The following is a 15261-nucleotide window of genomic DNA, read 5'->3' on the forward strand; positions in this document are numbered from 1 at the left end:
CGGTGCCCGGTGGGTGAGCTCGACATCGTGGCGCTCGATGGCGACGAGCTCGCTTTCGTCGAGGTCAAGACGAGGACGTCGACGGCGTTCGGTCATCCGGCCGAGTCGATCACCCGGGCGAAGCTCGCCCGGTTGCGGCGGTTGGCCGGCTCGTGGCTGGAGGCGCACGAGGTGCATGCCTCGGGGATGCGGATCGATGTGGTGGCGATCCTGCAGCGCCGTGGGGAGCCGCCGTTGATCGAGCACGTGCCGGGGGTGGGGTGATGGGTCTGGGTCGCACCTTCGGGGTGTCGCTGGTCGGGCTCGAGGGCAACGTGGTGGAGGTGGAGGCACAGCTGGCGTCGGGGCTGCCGTCGTTCCGGATCGTGGGGCTGCCGGACACCTCGCTCGGCGAGGCACGTGAGCGGGTGCGGGCGGCGGTCTCCTCCTGCGGTCTGGCGTGGCCGATGCGCCGGGTCACCGTGGGTCTGACACCGGCCGAGCTGCCCAAGGCGGGATCGGGTTTCGACCTGGCGATCGCCGTCGCGGTGCTGGCGGCCGATAAGCGGTTCGCACCCGGTCGGGGAGCGGGGCGCGTGCACCTGGGAGAGCTGGGCCTCGATGGTCGGGTGCACCCGGTGCGTGGCGTGCTGCCGGCGGTCGCGGCCGCGGTGGCCGGCGGGCGGCCGGAGGTGGTGGTGCCGATCGGCAACGAGGCGGAGGCCCGCCTGGTGCCGGGCGCGAAGGTGACAGCGGTGCGGCACCTCGCCGAGGTGGCGCTCGCCTACGGCGCCACGATCGGGCCGACGGTCCTCGACGACGCCGACGACGCGCCGGTTCCTGTGATGCCGAAGCCGGCGCCGCGCGGTCCCGATCCGGACCTCGCCGACGTGCTCGGTCAGGAGCAGGCGCGGCTGGCGCTGGAGATCGCGGCGGCGGGTGGGCACCACCTGTTGCTGCACGGCCCACCAGGGACCGGCAAGACGATGTTGGCGGCACGGTTGCCGGGTCTGCTGCCGGACCTCACCGAGTCCGAGGCGGTCGAGGTGACCAGCCTGCACTCGATCGCGGGCACGTTCGACGCGCACGGCGGGCTCGTGCGGCGGCCGCCGTTCGAGAACCCGCACCACACGGCCACACCGGCCTCGATCATCGGGGGCGGCTCCGGGCTGCCACGGCCGGGCGCCGCGTCTCGCGCTCACCGAGGGGTGCTGTTCATGGACGAGGCTCCGGAGTTCGGCAGCCGCGTGCTCGAGACGCTTCGGCAACCGTTGGAGCACGGTGAGCTGGTGCTGCACCGCGCTCGCGGCAGCGCGCGTTACCCGGCGCGGTTCCAGCTGGTGCTGGCCGCCAACCCCTGCCCGTGCGGCAAGGCGACCGGCAAGGGCATGGACTGCGTCTGCACGGCGGTGGCGCGGCGCCGGTACCTCTCCCGGCTGAGCGGGCCGCTGCTGGACCGGGTCGACATCCGCGTGGAGGTGCCCGATTTGGGCTCCGGGGTGCTGCGGGCGGCGACGGCAGGGGAGCCCACAGCTGTGGTCGCTGCGCGGGTGCGGGCGGCCCGGGAGCGATCGGCGGTACGCCTCGGTGGGACGCCGTGGCGGGTGAACGGCGAGGTGCCCGGTCCGTGGTTGCGCGATCTCACGCGGACACGGGTGCCGGGGCTGGTGGGCAAGCTCGACCAGCTGCGGGACTCCGGTCGGCTGAGCCTGCGTGGGCTGGATCGCGTGCTCAAGCTGGCCTGGACGCTCGCGGATCTGGGGGAGCGAGACCTGCCGGAGGCCGGCGACCTGGCGACCGCGGTCTCGCTGCGGGCGGGAGGGACCCATGGCTGAGGCAGTCGCCTACGACACCACCGACGTGCTGCTGGCCACGGTGGCCTGGAGCCGGATCTCCGAGCCAGGCGAGCACGTCGCGGGTGCGCTCGTGCGCGAGCTCGGGCCGGTCGCGGCCCTGGACTGGGTCCGCTCTGAGTCCCTGCAGCCGCCGGGCATGGCCCCGCACGTGGGATGGCAGGCCGCGGCGGCGAGATGGCGGCCACGGCTGCAGGCGCTCGATCCTCGCCGCGAGCTCGACATGATCCGGCGCCGGAGCGGCGCCGTGCTGCTGCCCGACGACCCGCGATGGCCACGTCGGCTCGACGACCTGGGCGACCGGCGCCCGATGTGCCTGTACGTGCGGGGGACCGCCGGTGTGGCTGAGATGACCGAGTCCGCGGTGGCGGTCGTAGGTGCCCGCGCGAGCACGGCGTACGGCAGGCAGATCGCGCGCGAGCTGGGGGTCGGGCTCACCGACCGAGGGGTGACCGTGGTCTCCGGGGGTGCGTTCGGGATCGATGCGACCGCGCACCAGGCGACCGTGAGCCAGGGCGGCCGCGCGATCGCGGTGATGGCCGGTGGGCTCGACCGGCTCTACCCGGCGGACAACCGCGAGCTGCTCGAGCAGGTGATCGAGTGCGGCGCCGTGGTCTCCGAGGCGCCACCCGGCACGTCGCCGATGCGGCAGCGCTTCCTCGCGCGGAACCGGTTGATCGCTGCTCTGTCCGAGGCGACTGTCGTGGTCGAGGCAGCGTGGCGCTCCGGTGCGCTGAGCACGGCGCGGCACGCGGCCGAGCTGTTGCGCCCTGTCGGGGTGGTGCCCGGACCCGTGACCTCGGCGGCCTCGGCAGGGTGCCACCGGCTGCTGCGCGAGGGGGTGGCGATCTGCGTCACCGACGTCGGTGAGGTCATGGAGCTGACAGCCGGTGCAGCAGCGGAGCAGCCGGAGCCGTACACGCAACCTGGTCTGCTCGACGGGCTCGGTGGCAACGAGGCCCGCGTGCTCGATGCGCTCCCGGTGCGCGCGGTCGCCGAGGTCGACAACCTCGTGCGCGCGTGCGGGCTGTCGGTCACCGAGACGCTCGCGGCGCTCGGGCTGCTGGAGATGGGCGGCAGGGTCGAGCGGACGGGATCGGGCTGGCGTCGCGCCCGCACCTGATCCACACCGCTTGACCTTGACACCGTGACAAGGTGTCTCATGGGGTGCTGGAGGTGGTCCCGATGACCCAACGACAGATGACCCGCGCCGACGAGAGGCTGGTGGCTGCGCTCACGGCGCCGTCGGCGTCGGTGCGCCTGCGGGCGGCGCTCGCAGCAGGCAGCGCTCCGCACGCGAGCTATGTCGAGGTGCTGGTGGAGCGGTGCCGGGTCGAGCCCGACTTCTACGTCCGCGACATGCTGACCTGGGCACTCACGCGACACGAGCGCGAGACCGTCATCGATCGGATGATCGGCGAGCTCGGGTCCGAGCTGCCGCAGGCGCGGAGCCAGGCGCTCCACACCCTGTCGAAGCTGGGGGCGCCGCGGACCTGGACCTCGATCACGACCGAGCTGCTGCGGGACGCCGATGAGGAGGTGGCCCGAACGGCGTGGCGCACCGCCGTCGGGCTCGTTCCCGACGGCGAGGCGGAGTCGCTCGCGGAGGTGCTGGCGACCCAGCTCGACCGAGGCGGGCGGGATCTGCAGCTCAGCCTCAGCCGCGCGTTCGTGGCGCTGGGGCACGCTGCGGCGCCCGTGCTCGAACGAGCCAAGGGTCATCCGCACGAGGGCGTGGCGGCCCACGCCATCGCTACCGAGCGGTTGATGGCGAACCCGGACGAGGGTTTCGACGACGCGATCGCTGAGGCGCAGCGGACCGCAGCGCTGCTCGCGGCGCCGAAGGTCGACGTGAGCCGATGCTGATCGGTGAGGTGGCGCAGCAGTCCGGGATCAGCGCCCGGATGCTGCGCCACTACGACCGGATCGGGCTCGTGCGACCCAGCGGGCGTACGGCCGGGGGCTATCGCGAGTACTCCGAGGCCGACCTGCGCCGGCTCTTCCACGTCGAGGGGCTGCGCTTGCTCGGGCTGGCGCTCCAGGAGATCGCTGCCGTGCTCGACGACGTCTCGTTCAGCCCCGCAACGATGGTGGAGGAGCTCATCACCGCCACCCGTGAGCGGCTGGAGCGCGAGCAGGAGCTGCTGCGCCGACTGGGTTGGGTGCGCGCGAGCGAGCCCACGGCATGGTCCGACGTGCTCCGCACGATCGGGATGCTGCGCGGTCTGGACTCCGGCGACCCGCGCATGCGGCAACGGCTCGCGCTCTCGTTGACCGTCGACGGGCACGACGCCGCAGCCCTCGCCGAGGTGCTGCTCGAGGAGCCCGAGACCAACGTGGCCGGGACGTTCGACTGGGTGCTGGCCAGGACGGGCGATCGTGGCATCGAGGTGCTCGTGGAGGCGCTCGACTCCGAGGAGTCGCATCGGCGTCGGCGTGCGGTGGCCGCGCTGACCAAGATCGGGACACCAGCTGCAGCAGGCGCGCTGGCCGAGGCCTTCCAGCACTCTGATCTCGACGTGCGCGCCCCCGCGCTGCTCGCCAGGGGCGGGCTCGGGCGGACCGATGCCATCCTCGGGCTGGTGGGCCTGGTCGTCGAAGGGCGCAGCGACGTCGAGGCCGCCGAGATGCTCGGGTCGCTCGCATCCCGGCACGGGCACGCCGAGGTCATCGTCGCCGCGCTCGAGGCCGCCCTTGGGCACGGGGATGCCACCGCACGACGCCGCCTGGTCGGGGCGCTGGCCGAGGTGCCCGGCGAGGGCGCCGTCGCGACGCTGAGCAGGCTGGCGGCGGACGTCGATCCCGGTGTCGCGCACACGGCGAGGTACCTGCTGCAGCAGCGCTGACCGCGTGTCCGTGACGGCGGTCGACGGGTGCATCTGCCACCGTGGGGCGATGGTGAGCACCGAGACACATCCTCGTCCCGGTGACGAGGAGATCCTGCACGCCTACGCGGGCTACCTCGAGGCGCAGCGCGGGATGTCGCCGCACAGCGTCCGTGCCTACCTCGGTGACGCCGCGCAGCTGCTGGCCACGTTGCCGTTGCGCTCGGGCGCGCCGGTCGAGACCAGTGATGTCGCCGCGCTCGACCTGACGGCGCTCCGTGGCTGGCTCGCCGAGCAAGCCCGACGGCGCATGTCTCGCGCCACCCTCGCACGCCGCTCGGCAGCCGCCCGGGCGTTCACCGCCTGGGCGCACCGCACCGGCCGGCTACCGAGCGACCCGGGGCTGCGGCTGCTCGCACCACGTCCCGACACCGTGGTGCCGACCGTGCTCGCGGTCGACGAGGCCGCCGCGCTGCTCGACGTCGCCCGCACCCGCGCCGACGACGGCGAACCGGTCCATGTGCGGGACTGGGCCGCGCTCGAGCTGCTGTACGCCACCGGCGTTCGGGTCTCGGAGCTAGTCGGCATCGACATCGCCGACGCCGATCTGGACCAGCGGCTCGTCCGGGTGCTCGGCAAGGGCGCCAAGGAGCGCATGGTCCCGTTCGGTCGCCCCGCCTCGGCGGCCGTGCGGGAGTGGCTCGCCGCCCGGCCGTCCCTGGCCACCCCCACCAGTCCCGACGCGCTGTTCCTGGGCCAGCGCGGCGGCCGGCTCGACGCCCGCCAGATGCGCGACGTCGTGCACCGACTCACCGCGCTCGCCGGCGTGCGCGACCTCGCACCCCACGGGCTCCGGCACTCCGCCGCCACGCACCTGCTCGAGGGCGGGTCCGACCTGCGCTCGGTCCAGGAGGTGCTCGGGCACTCGTCGCTCGCGACCACGCAGCGCTACACCCACATCAGCTCCGAGCGGCTGCGCGCCGCGTTCACCCAGGCCCACCCCCGCGCGTAGCCCGCCATCCCGGCCACCCGGCCGCCATCCCACAGTGCCACCGGCCAGGGCGCCGGCCGTACCGCCGCCTAGGTCTCCTGGCCCAGGGCTGGCCGCGAACTGTGCCGATCCTGAGCCGCTGCACGCGCGGTTGGTGATGTTCTGAGGCTGGGATCTTCACGTTTCCCGCGTTCGGCGGAGGGGCCGGAACCTACCGGGGTCACCGGAGGTGGCCGGGTACAGGCGGATCACTGGATCGGACAGCAGTGACAGGGGGTCGAGGTAGTCCTCACCGATTCGGGCACCCCAGTGCAGGCAGACGCCTGGCGCGCAGTGCGACCCGTCGGCGACGAGCGTCCCGATCGGCTGCCCCTGCTCGACGGCGTCGCCCACCTCGACCGTGGCTCTGACGGGTTCGTACGTGGTGCGAATGCCGTCGGGGTGGTCGATCGAGATCACCGGTCGATCGACGACCACGCCCACGAACGCGACCACACCATCGGCTGCGGCGTGGACGGTCGCCCCGGCCGTGGCGGCGATATCCACCCCGCGGTGGCCCGCGCCCCACGGCACCTCGGGATCATCGAAGGATGCGACGACCTCACCCTCGAGCGGCATCGCGTAGCGAGCCTGCGCCTGCCCGAGCCCCGATCCCACGGTCGGCGCGGGGCCGGCCTGGGTTGCGCCGTCGGGTGCCATCGGGGCGACCAAGGTGAGCGTCAACGCGCCCGCCAGGGCGAACGCCCCCAGCACCGAACCGATCCGGGATCCAGACATGCGCCCACTCCAGCGCAGCTGTCCGGCTCCGCGCGCGGTCCGCCCAGGGGTGCTGTGGACGCCGGTGCATCGGCAGCCTTCTGTGGACAACCCGGCGCGCCGGTATCGTCGCGCACATGGCCGAGCCCGTGGATGCCACCGTTGCCGGCAGCGACGACCTGCGAGCGGCGGCACAGGTCGCGGGTCTGGGGAGCGCGATCAAGTCGGCGCGACGGCGGCTGGACCTGTCGATCGCCGAGCTCGCTCACAGCGCCGGCGTCAGCCTCGGGCTGGTGAGCCAGCTCGAACGCGGCATGGGCAACCCCTCGCTGCAGACCATCGCCAAGCTGGCCGACGCTCTCGGGCTCACCGTCAGCCAGCTGCTCGAGGAGTCCGGCTCGGACTTCGAGGTCGTCCGGGCGGGTGCTCATCACGCGCTCCCGATCGATCCGCAGGTCCCCGCCGACCAGCAGGTCGCCCGGGAGCTGCTGACACCACGCGGCGAGTCGATGCTGCAGCTCATCCGCTCGACGCTCCCGGTCGGTTTCACCAACGAGGGCAAGCCGTTCCGGCACATCGGGACCGAGTCCGTGACTGTGCTGAGCGGTCGGCTGGAGATCACGCACGGCGAGCACACAGCGGTGCTCGAGCCCGGCGACACCGCCACCTACGGCTGCTCGTTGCCACACTGGTGGGCCAACGTGGCGAACGGGCCGACCGTCGTGCTGGGCGCCGTCAGCCCGTTCGAGCGCTGACCCGCGCTCAGCCCTCCCCGCGCGCCCGCAGCTGGGCGTCCACCAGTGCTGCGAGCCGGTGCAGGGGTGCCTCGTCGTCGTCCACGCGCAGATCGATGTCCAGCTCCGGCGGGAAGACGCGCCCCTCGCGGGCTCGTGCCACGAGCACGGCCGCGCTCTGCCGCCCGCGCCTGTCACCGCCCGCGGCCTCACCGGCAAGCATGGCCGCGACCATCCGACGGGCCAGGTGACCGATGGTCCCGGCGTCGTCGGACACATCGGCAGCCCCGGCCTCGAACGTGTCGGCGACCGCCTGCAGCACGTCGCTCCCGGTGAGCAGGTTCCCGAGGACGACCACCCCCGGACGCACGATCGCACCGGCCCAGTCCGTGGTCTCGGTGCCGGTGCGCGTATCGGCCTCGCCGGTGGGCAGCATGGCCGCGACCTGACGGCGCTCGGCCTCCTGGTCCCACTCGGTGACCCGCTCGACCACGCGGCTCGGACGCTCACCCGTGGCGAGCGCGTCGAGCATCCGCGCGCGCAGCGCCCGGTTCGTCCACGCCTGGCTGGCCACGACGCCGACCCCGGGGTCGATCGAGATGACCGCGTTCCCGACGGCGAGCGAGCGACTCGCTGCTGCCGCGCCGAGCAGGCCGGTGCGCGGGTCGGCTGCCAGCAGCGTGAAGGTCATCTGGGGTCCCCCGGGGAGTGAGTCGGTCGCGGGTGCGGATGTGACGTTCGGGTTACGACTTCTCGAAAGTGTTGTGACTTGCCGATGATTCTCCCATAATGAACGCACCATCACCAGAATGAAACTTTGGGAGCGCACCATGAAGCGACGCACATTTGTCAGCGGTGTCCTGCTGATGGCCACCGGAGCGGTCGCAGCCGGCTGCTCGACCGGTGAGGGCGTCGACCTCGACGGCGAGAGCACCAGCGGTGGGACCGACGGCGCCACCACCGGCGCGGTCCTGCGGGTCGCCATCGGAGGCGAACCGGACCAGCTGGACCCGAACAAGACCTCGGCCTACTTCAGCTTCCAGGTGCTCGAGAACGTGTTCGACACGCTCGTCGCGCCCGACGAGAAGCTCGAGATGCAGCCGGCGCTCGCCGAGACGTGGGAGACCAGCGAGGACCAGCTCACCTGGACCTTCCACCTGCGCGAGGGCGTCACCTGGCACGACGGCAGCGCGCTCACCTCGGCCGACGTCGTCTACACCTACAACCGGATCATCGACGAGGAGCTCTCCAACGCCTGGAAGTTCGGCAGCGTGACCGGCATCGAGGCACCGGACGAGCTCACGGTCGTGATCACGGTCGGGGCGCCGACGCCGAGCCTGCTCTCCAGCCTCGGTGGCTTCAAGGGTCTCGCGATCGTCCAGGAGGCGAACGTGACCTCGGGCGAGATCGGGACCAAGCCGATCGGCACCGGACCGTACTCGGTCACCGAGTACGCCAGCGGCGACCAGATCACGCTCGCCGCCAATCCCGACTACTGGGGTGGGGCGCCCGCGCTCGGCGGGATCGAGTACCGCTTCATCTCAGAGCCGTCGACGGCGCTCGCCGCGCTGCGGTCGGGTGAGATCGACTGGACCGACGTCGTGCCGCCCCAGCAGGTGGCCGAGCTCCAGGATGACGACAGCCTCGTCGTCGGCATCACGCCGTCGAGCGACTACTGGTACCTCGCGCTCAACCAGAAGCGGGAGGCCTGGAGCGATGTCCGGGTCCGCCAGGCGATCGCGTACGCGATCGACCGCGATGCGATCGTGCAGGCCGTGAGCTACGGGACGGCGGCGGCGAACCAGCTCGCGATACCGCAGGACAGCTTCTGGTACACCGAGTACTCGAGGTACTCCACCGACCTGACCACCGCGCAGGAGCTGCTCGACGAGGCCGGCTTCACGGGCGGCACGCTCGACATGCTCGCGACCAGCGACTACCCCGAGACCGTGACGGCGGCGCAGATCATCGCCTCCAACCTGGAGCCGCTGGGCATCACCGTGGAGATCCGGCAGCCGGACTTCTCGACCTGGCTCGACGAGCAGAACTCCGGCAACTTCGACATGCTGATGATGGGGTGGCTGGGCAACATCGACCCCGATGACTTCTACTACGCCCAGCACCACTCCGCGGGTGGCAGCAACGCCCAGGGCTACGCGAACGCCGAGGTCGACGAGCTGCTGGACGCCGCCCGCACCGAGCTCGACAAGGACGCCCGCAAGGAGCTGTACGCCAGCGCCGCGACCACGATCGCCGACGAGTGCAGCTACATCTACCTGTACAACCCGTCGGTGATCCAGACGTGGAGCCCCGACCTCGAGGGGTACGAGGCGCGTGCCGACCGGGCGATCCGGTTCGCCACCGCCACGCTGGCAGGATGACCTGACCCTTCATGCGTGTCGCCCCTCGCCAGCTCGTGGTGTTCCTCGGGCGGCGGCTGCTGTACTCGGCCGTCGTCCTCCTCGGCGTGCTCGTGCTCGTGTTCGCGCTCGTCCAGGTGGTGCCCGGTGACCCGATCCGGCTGGCGCTCGGCACCAGGTACACCGAGGAGGCGTATCAGGCGCTGCTCGCGGCCTCGGGCCTCGACCGACCGCTCGTCGAGCAGTTCTTCAGCTATCTGGGGCACGCGCTGACGGGTGATCTCGGGGTCAGCTTCCGCAGCGGCGAACCGGTCACGGCGCTGCTGCTGCAGCGGCTGCCGGCCACCCTGTCGCTCGCGGTCGTGGGCCTGGTGATCGCTCTGGTGATCTCGATCCCCGCGGGTATCTGGTCCGCGCTGCACGAGGGGCGGCTCAGCGACGCGATCATCCGCGTCACCAGCCAGTTCGGCGTCTCCGTGCCCGACTTCTGGATGGGCATGCTGCTGATCCTGCTGTTCTCGACGACGTGGGTGCTGCTGCCCTCCAGCGGGTACGTCGCACTCTCGGACGACGGCGCCCAGTGGGCCCGACGGGTCCTCCTGCCCGGGCTGACCGTGGGTCTGGTCGCCGGCGCGATCATGACGAGGTACATCCGCAGCGCGGTGCTCGAGGTGGCCTCGATGTCGTACGTGCGGACGGCCCGGTCGAAGGGGCTCTCGTCGGGGATCGTCGTCCGACGGCACATCCTGCGGAACGCCCTGGTGCCGGTGCTGACGATCGCCGGCATCCAGTTCGCCACCATCCTGGGTGGCGTCATCGTCGTGGAGGTCGTGTTCGCCTGGCCCGGCCTCGGGCGTCTGGTCTACGAGTCGGTCGCCGCGCGCGACTACTCGATGATCCAGGGATCGGTGCTGCTGATCGCGGCGATGTTCTTGCTGGTCAACCTCATCGTGGACGTGCTCTACGCCGTCGTCGACCCCCGGATCCGGCTGTCATGACCGAACCCCGCGACGAGATCGTCGCCGACGAGCACGGAGCCGGCGTGGCGCCGACGGACGAGGCCGCCCGCATGACCCCGTTCCGGCTGCTGGCGAGCAACCCGCTCACGGTCGTGAGCGCGCTCGTGCTCGCCGTCGTCGTGCTGCTGGCGATCGCGGCCCCGTGGGTGGCGCCCTACGGCATCAACGCCGTGGACGTCGCCAACGCGCTGCAACCACCGAGCGCCAGCCACTGGTTCGGCACCGACGACCTCGGGCGGGACGTCTTCTCACGCGTGATCGTTGCCGCCCGGGTGTCGCTGCAGGTGGCGGTCGTGTCGGTGACCTTCGCGTTGCTGGTCGGTGTCCTGATCGGCGTCGTCTCGGGCTACGTTGGCGGCCTGCTCGACGTCGTGCTGATGCGCGTGGTCGACGTGATGTTCGCGTTCCCCGTGCTGCTGCTGGCGCTCGCGATCGTCGCGATCCTGCAGCCCGGGATGGCGACGACGATGCTCGCGATCGGGATCGTCTACACCCCGATCTTCGCCCGGGTGGCACGCGCGAGCACGCTCTCGGTGCGGCACGAGCCGTACGTCCAGGTCTCCCGCACCATGGGCACCCCGACCACCACGATCCTGCGTACCCACGTGCTGCCCAACATCAGCGGCCCGCTGATCGTGCAGACCTCGCTGTCGCTGGCGTTCGCGATCCTCTCGGAGGCGGCGCTGTCCTTCCTCGGCCTCGGCATCCAGCCCCCGGCTCCCTCGTGGGGCGGCATGCTGTTCAGCGCCCAGGGCTTCCTCGGGCAGGCCTGGTGGATGAGCGTCTTCCCCGGGGTCGCGATCTTCGTGACGGTCCTCGCGTTCAACCTGCTCGGCGACGGCCTCCGTGACGTGCTCGACCCGAAGCAGCGCACGCTGATCGAGTCCAGGAGCCGGCGATGAGCCCGGTCCTGTCGGTCGAGAACCTCCGGGTCGCGATCGGCAGCCGCGAGATCGTGCAGGGGCTCAGCTTCGCCGTCGAGCCGGAGGCGACGCTCGGGATCGTGGGGGAGTCCGGCTCGGGCAAGTCGATGACCGTGCTCGCCGCGACCGGGTTGTTGGACGCCCCGGGCGCTCGCGTCACCGGTTCCAGCGTGCTGACGCCCGAGGGTGCTGGTCCGCTCGAGCTGGTGGGCGCCCGGCGGTCCGCGCTGCGCCGCGTGCACGGTGACAAGATCGGGTTCGTCTTCCAGGACCCCACGACCTCGCTGAACCCGCTGCTGACGCTCGAGCGCCAGATCACCGAGTCGCTGGAGGCGCACCGGAGCCTGACCCGCCGGGCGGCGGCCTCTCGCGCGCTCGAGCTGCTCGAGGCGGTCGGCCTCCCGGAGCCCGAGCAGCGACTGCAGTCCTACCCGCACCAGCTCTCCGGTGGTCAGCGGCAACGCGTGATGATCGCGATCGCGCTCGCGTGCGATCCCGCCCTTCTCGTGGCCGACGAGCCGACGACCGCCCTCGACGTCACCACCCAGGCCCAGATCATCGAGCTCGTGCGCACCCTGCAGCGCGAACGGGGCACCGCCGTCGTCTGGATCAGTCACGACCTCGGCGTGATCGGACAGGTGGCCGACGACGTGCTGGTGCTGCAGGAGGGCCGCCCCCTCGAGCATCGCGGCGTCGTGGAGCTGATGGACGAGCCCCGCCACCCGTACACCCGTGAGCTGCTGGCGGCGCGCCCGCGGCTGGGGGCGAGCACGCCGCCGGCGGCCACCGACGACGGCGAGGTGCTGCTGAGCGTGCGAGACCTCGACGTGCGGTTCTCGGTGACATCAGCCGCGGGCCGGAGCATCGTGCACGCCGTCGACGGGGTCTCCTTCGACGTGCGGCGAGGCCAGACGCTCGGCATCGTGGGGGAGTCGGGCTCGGGCAAGTCGACGATCGCCAACGTGCTCACCGGGCTCGTCCGCCCGCACGGAGGGTCCGCCGAGCTCGCAGGCGAGGACGTCCTGCACCGGGCGTCCCACGACCTGCGGCGCCGGATCGCGATGGTCTTCCAGGACCCGTTCTCCTCCCTCGACCCCCGGATGCGGGCCGGCGAGAGCATCGCCGAGCCGTTGCGTGTGCACCGGCTTCCCAGCGACGGGCGCCCCCGTGACGAGCGGGTGGCTGAGCTGCTGGAGCTGGTCGATCTCCCCGCGGCGTTCGCGCAGCGGTACCCGCACGAGCTCTCCGGAGGTCAACGCCAGCGCGTCTCGATCGCGCGGGCGCTCGCGCTGGAGCCCGAGCTGGTGATCCTGGACGAGTCGACGGCGTCTCTCGACGTCTCGATCCAGGCGAGGGTCCTCGACCTGCTGCGTCGGCTGCAGTCCGAGCTGTCGTTGACGTTCGTCTTCATCGCGCACGACCTGGCGATCGTGCAGCAGATGAGCCACGACGTGCTGGTGATGCAGCGCGGCCAGACCGCCGAGCACGCTGCTGCCGCGGATCTCTTCGCCGACCCGCAGCAGGACTACACCCGCCGTCTGCTCGCGGCGATCCCGCCGGACAGACCTCGCCGCGCCGTCGGGTAGTATTGAGCCCGCAGTCGGTGAGCCTTGCGGTGAACCGGCTGACATCGCGCGCTCACATGCCGCCCTCGGGCGGGACCGCACGGCGAGGTCCGGGAGTGATCCCGGGGCCGCACGGTCGTGAGCACCAGGAGGTCCGCCGCCCGGTGGACCGGACAACCGAGTTCGTGCCCACGCCCTGCGGATTGCCTGCAGGCGCCTGAGCACCAGATGAGCGTGAGGGCGGAGCGCCCCGCGCCGGAAGGACGAGCCATGGCCGTCGTCACCATGCGTCAGCTCCTCGAGAGCGGCGTCCACTTCGGGCACCAGACCCGTCGCTGGAACCCCAAGATGAAGCGCTTCATCTTCACCGAGCGCAATGGCATCTACATCATCGACCTGCAGAAGTCGCTCGCGGACATCGACCGCGCCTTCTCCTTCGTCAAGGACACGGTCGCCCACGGCGGCACCATCCTGTTCGTCGGCACCAAGAAGCAGGCGCAGGAAGCGGTCGCGGAGCAGGCGACCCGCGTCGGCATGCCCTACGTCAACCAGCGCTGGCTGGGCGGCATGCTCACCAACTTCGGCACCGTCAACAAGCGTCTGCAGCGACTCAAGGAGCTCGAGGAGGTCGACTTCGACGACGTCGCGTCCTCCGCGTTCACCAAGAAGGAGCTGCTGATGCAGCGCCGTGAGCGTGACAAGCTCGCCCGCACCCTGGGCGGCGTCCGCGACATGGCCAAGGTGCCCTCCGCCGTCTGGGTCGTCGACACCAAGAAGGAGCACCTCGCCGTCGCCGAGGCGCGCAAGCTCAACATCCCGGTCGTCGCGATCCTCGACACCAACTGCGACCCGGACGAGGTCGACTACCCGATCCCGGGCAACGACGACGCCATCCGCGCCGTCTCGCTGCTGACCCGCGTGATCGCCGACGCCGCGGCCGAGGGCCTGGTCGCCCGCGCCGGTGGCAACAAGGGTGGCGAGTCCGCCGCCGAGCCGCTGGCCGAGTGGGAGCGCGAGCTCCTGCAGGCGCACGAGGCCGAGGCGGCCGCTGCTGCCGAGGCTCCGGCTGAGGCCGCTGCAGCGCCCGCCGAGAACGCTGCGGCACCCGCCGAGGCTGCTGAGGCTCCGGCCGAGGTCACCGAGGCTCCGGCTGAGGCCGCTGCCGAGGCTCCGGCGCAGGAGGCAGCGCCGGCTGCCGAGGAGGCGCCCGCGCAGGAGGCTCCGGCCGCCGAGGCCGAGGTCGCCGCCGAGGACGCTGCTGAGGCTCCGGCTGAGGCCGCTGCCGACGACAGCGCCGACAAGGCCTGACCAACTCCTCCACGACACAGACAGGGGCTCACCCATATGACGAACTACACCGCCGCTGACATCAAGGCGCTCCGGGAGAAGACCGGTGCCGGCATGCTCGACGTCAAGAAGGCGCTCGACGAGGCTGAGGGCGACGCCGAGAAGGCGCTCGAGATCATCCGCGTCAAGGGTCTGAAGGGCGTCGCCAAGCGTGAGGGCCGTGCGGCCTCCGACGGCCTGGTCGCCTCCGACATCTCGGCCTCGGCCGAGGGCGAGACCGGCGTGCTGGTCGAGATCAACTCGGAGACCGACTTCGTCGCGAAGAACCAGACCTTCATCTCGCTCGCCGACCGCGTGCTCGCGGCCGCTGTCGCCTCGGGCGCCGGCGACGCCGAGGCGCTGCTGGCCGCCGACACCGACGGCGTGACCGTCGCGGCTGCCGTCGACGAGACGGCTGCCACGCTCGGCGAGAAGATCGTCGTCCGTCGCGTCGCCCGCATCTCGGGCGCGAAGGTCAGCTCGTACCTGCACCGCACCGCCAAGGACCTGCCCCCGCAGGTCGGGGTCCTCGTCGCGAGCGACGAGGCCGGCGCGGCGGTCGCCAAGGACGTGGCGATGCACGTGGCCGCCTACTCGCCGACGTACCTGTCGCGTGAGGACGTCCCGGCCGACCTGGTCGCCGACGAGCGCCGCATCGCCGAGGAGACCGCTCGTAACGAGGGCAAGCCCGAGGGTGCACTGCCCAAGATCATCGAGGGTCGCCTCAACGGGTTCTTCAAGGAGAACGTGCTGCTCGACCAGGCGTTCGCCAAGGACCCCAAGAAGACGGTCGGCCAGGTCGTGACCGAGGCCGGTGGCACCATCACCGGGTACGCCCGCTTCCGCGTCGGCTCCTGACCGTACACAGCACCATCGCGACGCCCCGTCCCGCATCGTCGGGGCGGGGCGTCGTACCATCACCGGGCCGGG

15 protein-coding genes are annotated in these 15261 nt (G+C 71.8%); 13 read left to right on the top strand and 2 right to left on the bottom strand.

The features are described from left to right. From GPA03_RS21785 to GPA03_RS21810, 6 genes are all read left to right on the top strand, one after another. On the top strand, nucleotides 1-264 hold a 264-nt coding region (locus GPA03_RS21785), incomplete at its 5' end, for a YraN family protein (RefSeq protein ID WP_156254178.1). Continuing rightward, a complete protein-coding gene (locus GPA03_RS21790; RefSeq protein WP_156254179.1) occupies nucleotides 264-1814 on the top strand; it encodes a YifB family Mg chelatase-like AAA ATPase in 1551 nt (516 codons plus the stop codon). The genes GPA03_RS21785 and GPA03_RS21790, both read left to right, overlap by 1 nt. Further along, nucleotides 1807-2955, top strand: a complete 1149-nt coding sequence (gene dprA, locus GPA03_RS21795) for a DNA-processing protein DprA (protein WP_156254180.1) — start codon at nucleotides 1807-1809, stop codon at nucleotides 2953-2955. Before GPA03_RS21790 ends, dprA begins: the two co-directional genes overlap by 8 nt. Before the next feature lie 62 nt (nucleotides 2956-3017). Then, entirely contained in the window at nucleotides 3018-3698 is a 681-nt protein-coding gene (locus GPA03_RS21800; protein ID WP_156254181.1) for a HEAT repeat domain-containing protein, read from the top strand. Further along, entirely contained in the window at nucleotides 3692-4678 is a 987-nt protein-coding gene (locus tag GPA03_RS21805) for a MerR family DNA-binding transcriptional regulator (RefSeq protein ID WP_156254182.1), read from the top strand. Before GPA03_RS21800 ends, GPA03_RS21805 begins: the two co-directional genes overlap by 7 nt. A gap of 49 nt (nucleotides 4679-4727) precedes the next feature. Beyond that, entirely contained in the window at nucleotides 4728-5669 is a 942-nt protein-coding gene (locus GPA03_RS21810) for a tyrosine-type recombinase/integrase (protein WP_156254183.1), read from the top strand. 156 nt (nucleotides 5670-5825) lie between these two features. On the opposite strand, the gene GPA03_RS21815 is transcribed toward GPA03_RS21810, so the two are convergent. Continuing rightward, entirely contained in the window at nucleotides 5826-6425 is a 600-nt protein-coding gene (locus GPA03_RS21815) for a M23 family metallopeptidase (RefSeq protein ID WP_156254184.1), read from the bottom strand. A 116-nt stretch (nucleotides 6426-6541) separates the two neighbouring features. Here GPA03_RS21815 and GPA03_RS21820 point away from each other — a divergent pair, with 116 nt between their 5' ends. Next, the gene (locus GPA03_RS21820) at nucleotides 6542-7159 is read left to right on the top strand and encodes a helix-turn-helix domain-containing protein (protein ID WP_156254185.1); all 618 of its coding nucleotides are present in this window, start codon (nucleotides 6542-6544) and stop codon (nucleotides 7157-7159) included. 7 nt (nucleotides 7160-7166) lie between these two features. On the opposite strand, the gene GPA03_RS21825 is transcribed toward GPA03_RS21820, so the two are convergent. Beyond that, nucleotides 7167-7829, bottom strand: a complete 663-nt coding sequence (locus tag GPA03_RS21825) for a DUF1028 domain-containing protein (RefSeq protein WP_156254186.1) — start codon at nucleotides 7827-7829, stop codon at nucleotides 7167-7169. A 139-nt stretch (nucleotides 7830-7968) separates the two neighbouring features. Here GPA03_RS21825 and GPA03_RS21830 point away from each other — a divergent pair, with 139 nt between their 5' ends. From GPA03_RS21830 to tsf, 6 genes are all read left to right on the top strand, one after another. Continuing rightward, nucleotides 7969-9519: an ABC transporter substrate-binding protein gene (locus tag GPA03_RS21830; RefSeq protein ID WP_156254187.1), complete on the top strand. Its 1551-nt coding sequence runs from the start codon at nucleotides 7969-7971 to the stop codon at nucleotides 9517-9519. A gap of 11 nt (nucleotides 9520-9530) precedes the next feature. After that, nucleotides 9531-10496, top strand: a complete 966-nt coding sequence (locus tag GPA03_RS21835; protein ID WP_156254188.1) for an ABC transporter permease — start codon at nucleotides 9531-9533, stop codon at nucleotides 10494-10496. Next, nucleotides 10493-11419 carry an ABC transporter permease gene (locus GPA03_RS21840; protein ID WP_156254189.1) on the top strand — a complete coding sequence of 309 codons (927 nt, stop codon included), beginning with the start codon at nucleotides 10493-10495 and terminating at the stop codon, nucleotides 11417-11419. The genes GPA03_RS21835 and GPA03_RS21840 overlap by 4 nt, the downstream gene beginning before the upstream one ends. Continuing rightward, entirely contained in the window at nucleotides 11416-13026 is a 1611-nt protein-coding gene (locus GPA03_RS21845) for a dipeptide ABC transporter ATP-binding protein (protein WP_156254190.1), read from the top strand. The genes GPA03_RS21840 and GPA03_RS21845 overlap by 4 nt, the downstream gene beginning before the upstream one ends. 249 nt (nucleotides 13027-13275) lie before the next feature. Beyond that, on the top strand, nucleotides 13276-14313 hold the full coding sequence (gene rpsB / locus GPA03_RS21850) for a 30S ribosomal protein S2 (protein WP_156254191.1): 1038 nt from the start codon (nucleotides 13276-13278) through the stop codon (nucleotides 14311-14313). A 36-nt stretch (nucleotides 14314-14349) separates the two neighbouring features. Continuing rightward, a complete protein-coding gene (gene tsf / locus GPA03_RS21855; RefSeq protein WP_156254192.1) occupies nucleotides 14350-15189 on the top strand; it encodes a translation elongation factor Ts in 840 nt (279 codons plus the stop codon). Nucleotides 15190-15261 lie beyond the last annotated feature (72 nt).

This window comes from Pseudactinotalea terrae (assembly GCF_009733845.1).
Classification (GTDB): Bacteria; Actinomycetota; Actinomycetes; order Actinomycetales; family Beutenbergiaceae; genus Pseudactinotalea; species Pseudactinotalea terrae.

Excerpts from the sequence above, each read along its gene's own strand:
- GPA03_RS21800 (WP_156254181.1), top strand. The coding sequence starts at position 3,018 with ATGACCCAACGACAGATGACCCGCGCCGACGAGAGGCTGGTGGCTGCG.
- GPA03_RS21790 (WP_156254179.1), top strand. The coding sequence starts at position 264 with ATGGGTCTGGGTCGCACCTTCGGGGTGTCGCTGGTCGGGCTCGAGGGC.
- GPA03_RS21835 (WP_156254188.1), top strand. The coding sequence starts at position 9,531 with ATGCGTGTCGCCCCTCGCCAGCTCGTGGTGTTCCTCGGGCGGCGGCTG.
- GPA03_RS21840 (WP_156254189.1), top strand. The coding sequence starts at position 10,493 with ATGACCGAACCCCGCGACGAGATCGTCGCCGACGAGCACGGAGCCGGC.
- GPA03_RS21815 (WP_156254184.1), bottom strand. The coding sequence starts at position 6,425 with ATGTCTGGATCCCGGATCGGTTCGGTGCTGGGGGCGTTCGCCCTGGCG.
- GPA03_RS21825 (WP_156254186.1), bottom strand. The coding sequence starts at position 7,829 with ATGACCTTCACGCTGCTGGCAGCCGACCCGCGCACCGGCCTGCTCGGC.
- GPA03_RS21845 (WP_156254190.1), top strand. The coding sequence starts at position 11,416 with ATGAGCCCGGTCCTGTCGGTCGAGAACCTCCGGGTCGCGATCGGCAGC.
- GPA03_RS21805 (WP_156254182.1), top strand. The coding sequence starts at position 3,692 with ATGCTGATCGGTGAGGTGGCGCAGCAGTCCGGGATCAGCGCCCGGATG.
- GPA03_RS21810 (WP_156254183.1), top strand. The coding sequence starts at position 4,728 with ATGGTGAGCACCGAGACACATCCTCGTCCCGGTGACGAGGAGATCCTG.
- tsf (WP_156254192.1), top strand. The coding sequence starts at position 14,350 with ATGACGAACTACACCGCCGCTGACATCAAGGCGCTCCGGGAGAAGACC.
- rpsB (WP_156254191.1), top strand. The coding sequence starts at position 13,276 with ATGGCCGTCGTCACCATGCGTCAGCTCCTCGAGAGCGGCGTCCACTTC.
- GPA03_RS21830 (WP_156254187.1), top strand. The coding sequence starts at position 7,969 with ATGAAGCGACGCACATTTGTCAGCGGTGTCCTGCTGATGGCCACCGGA.
- GPA03_RS21820 (WP_156254185.1), top strand. The coding sequence starts at position 6,542 with ATGGCCGAGCCCGTGGATGCCACCGTTGCCGGCAGCGACGACCTGCGA.
- dprA (WP_156254180.1), top strand. The coding sequence starts at position 1,807 with ATGGCTGAGGCAGTCGCCTACGACACCACCGACGTGCTGCTGGCCACG.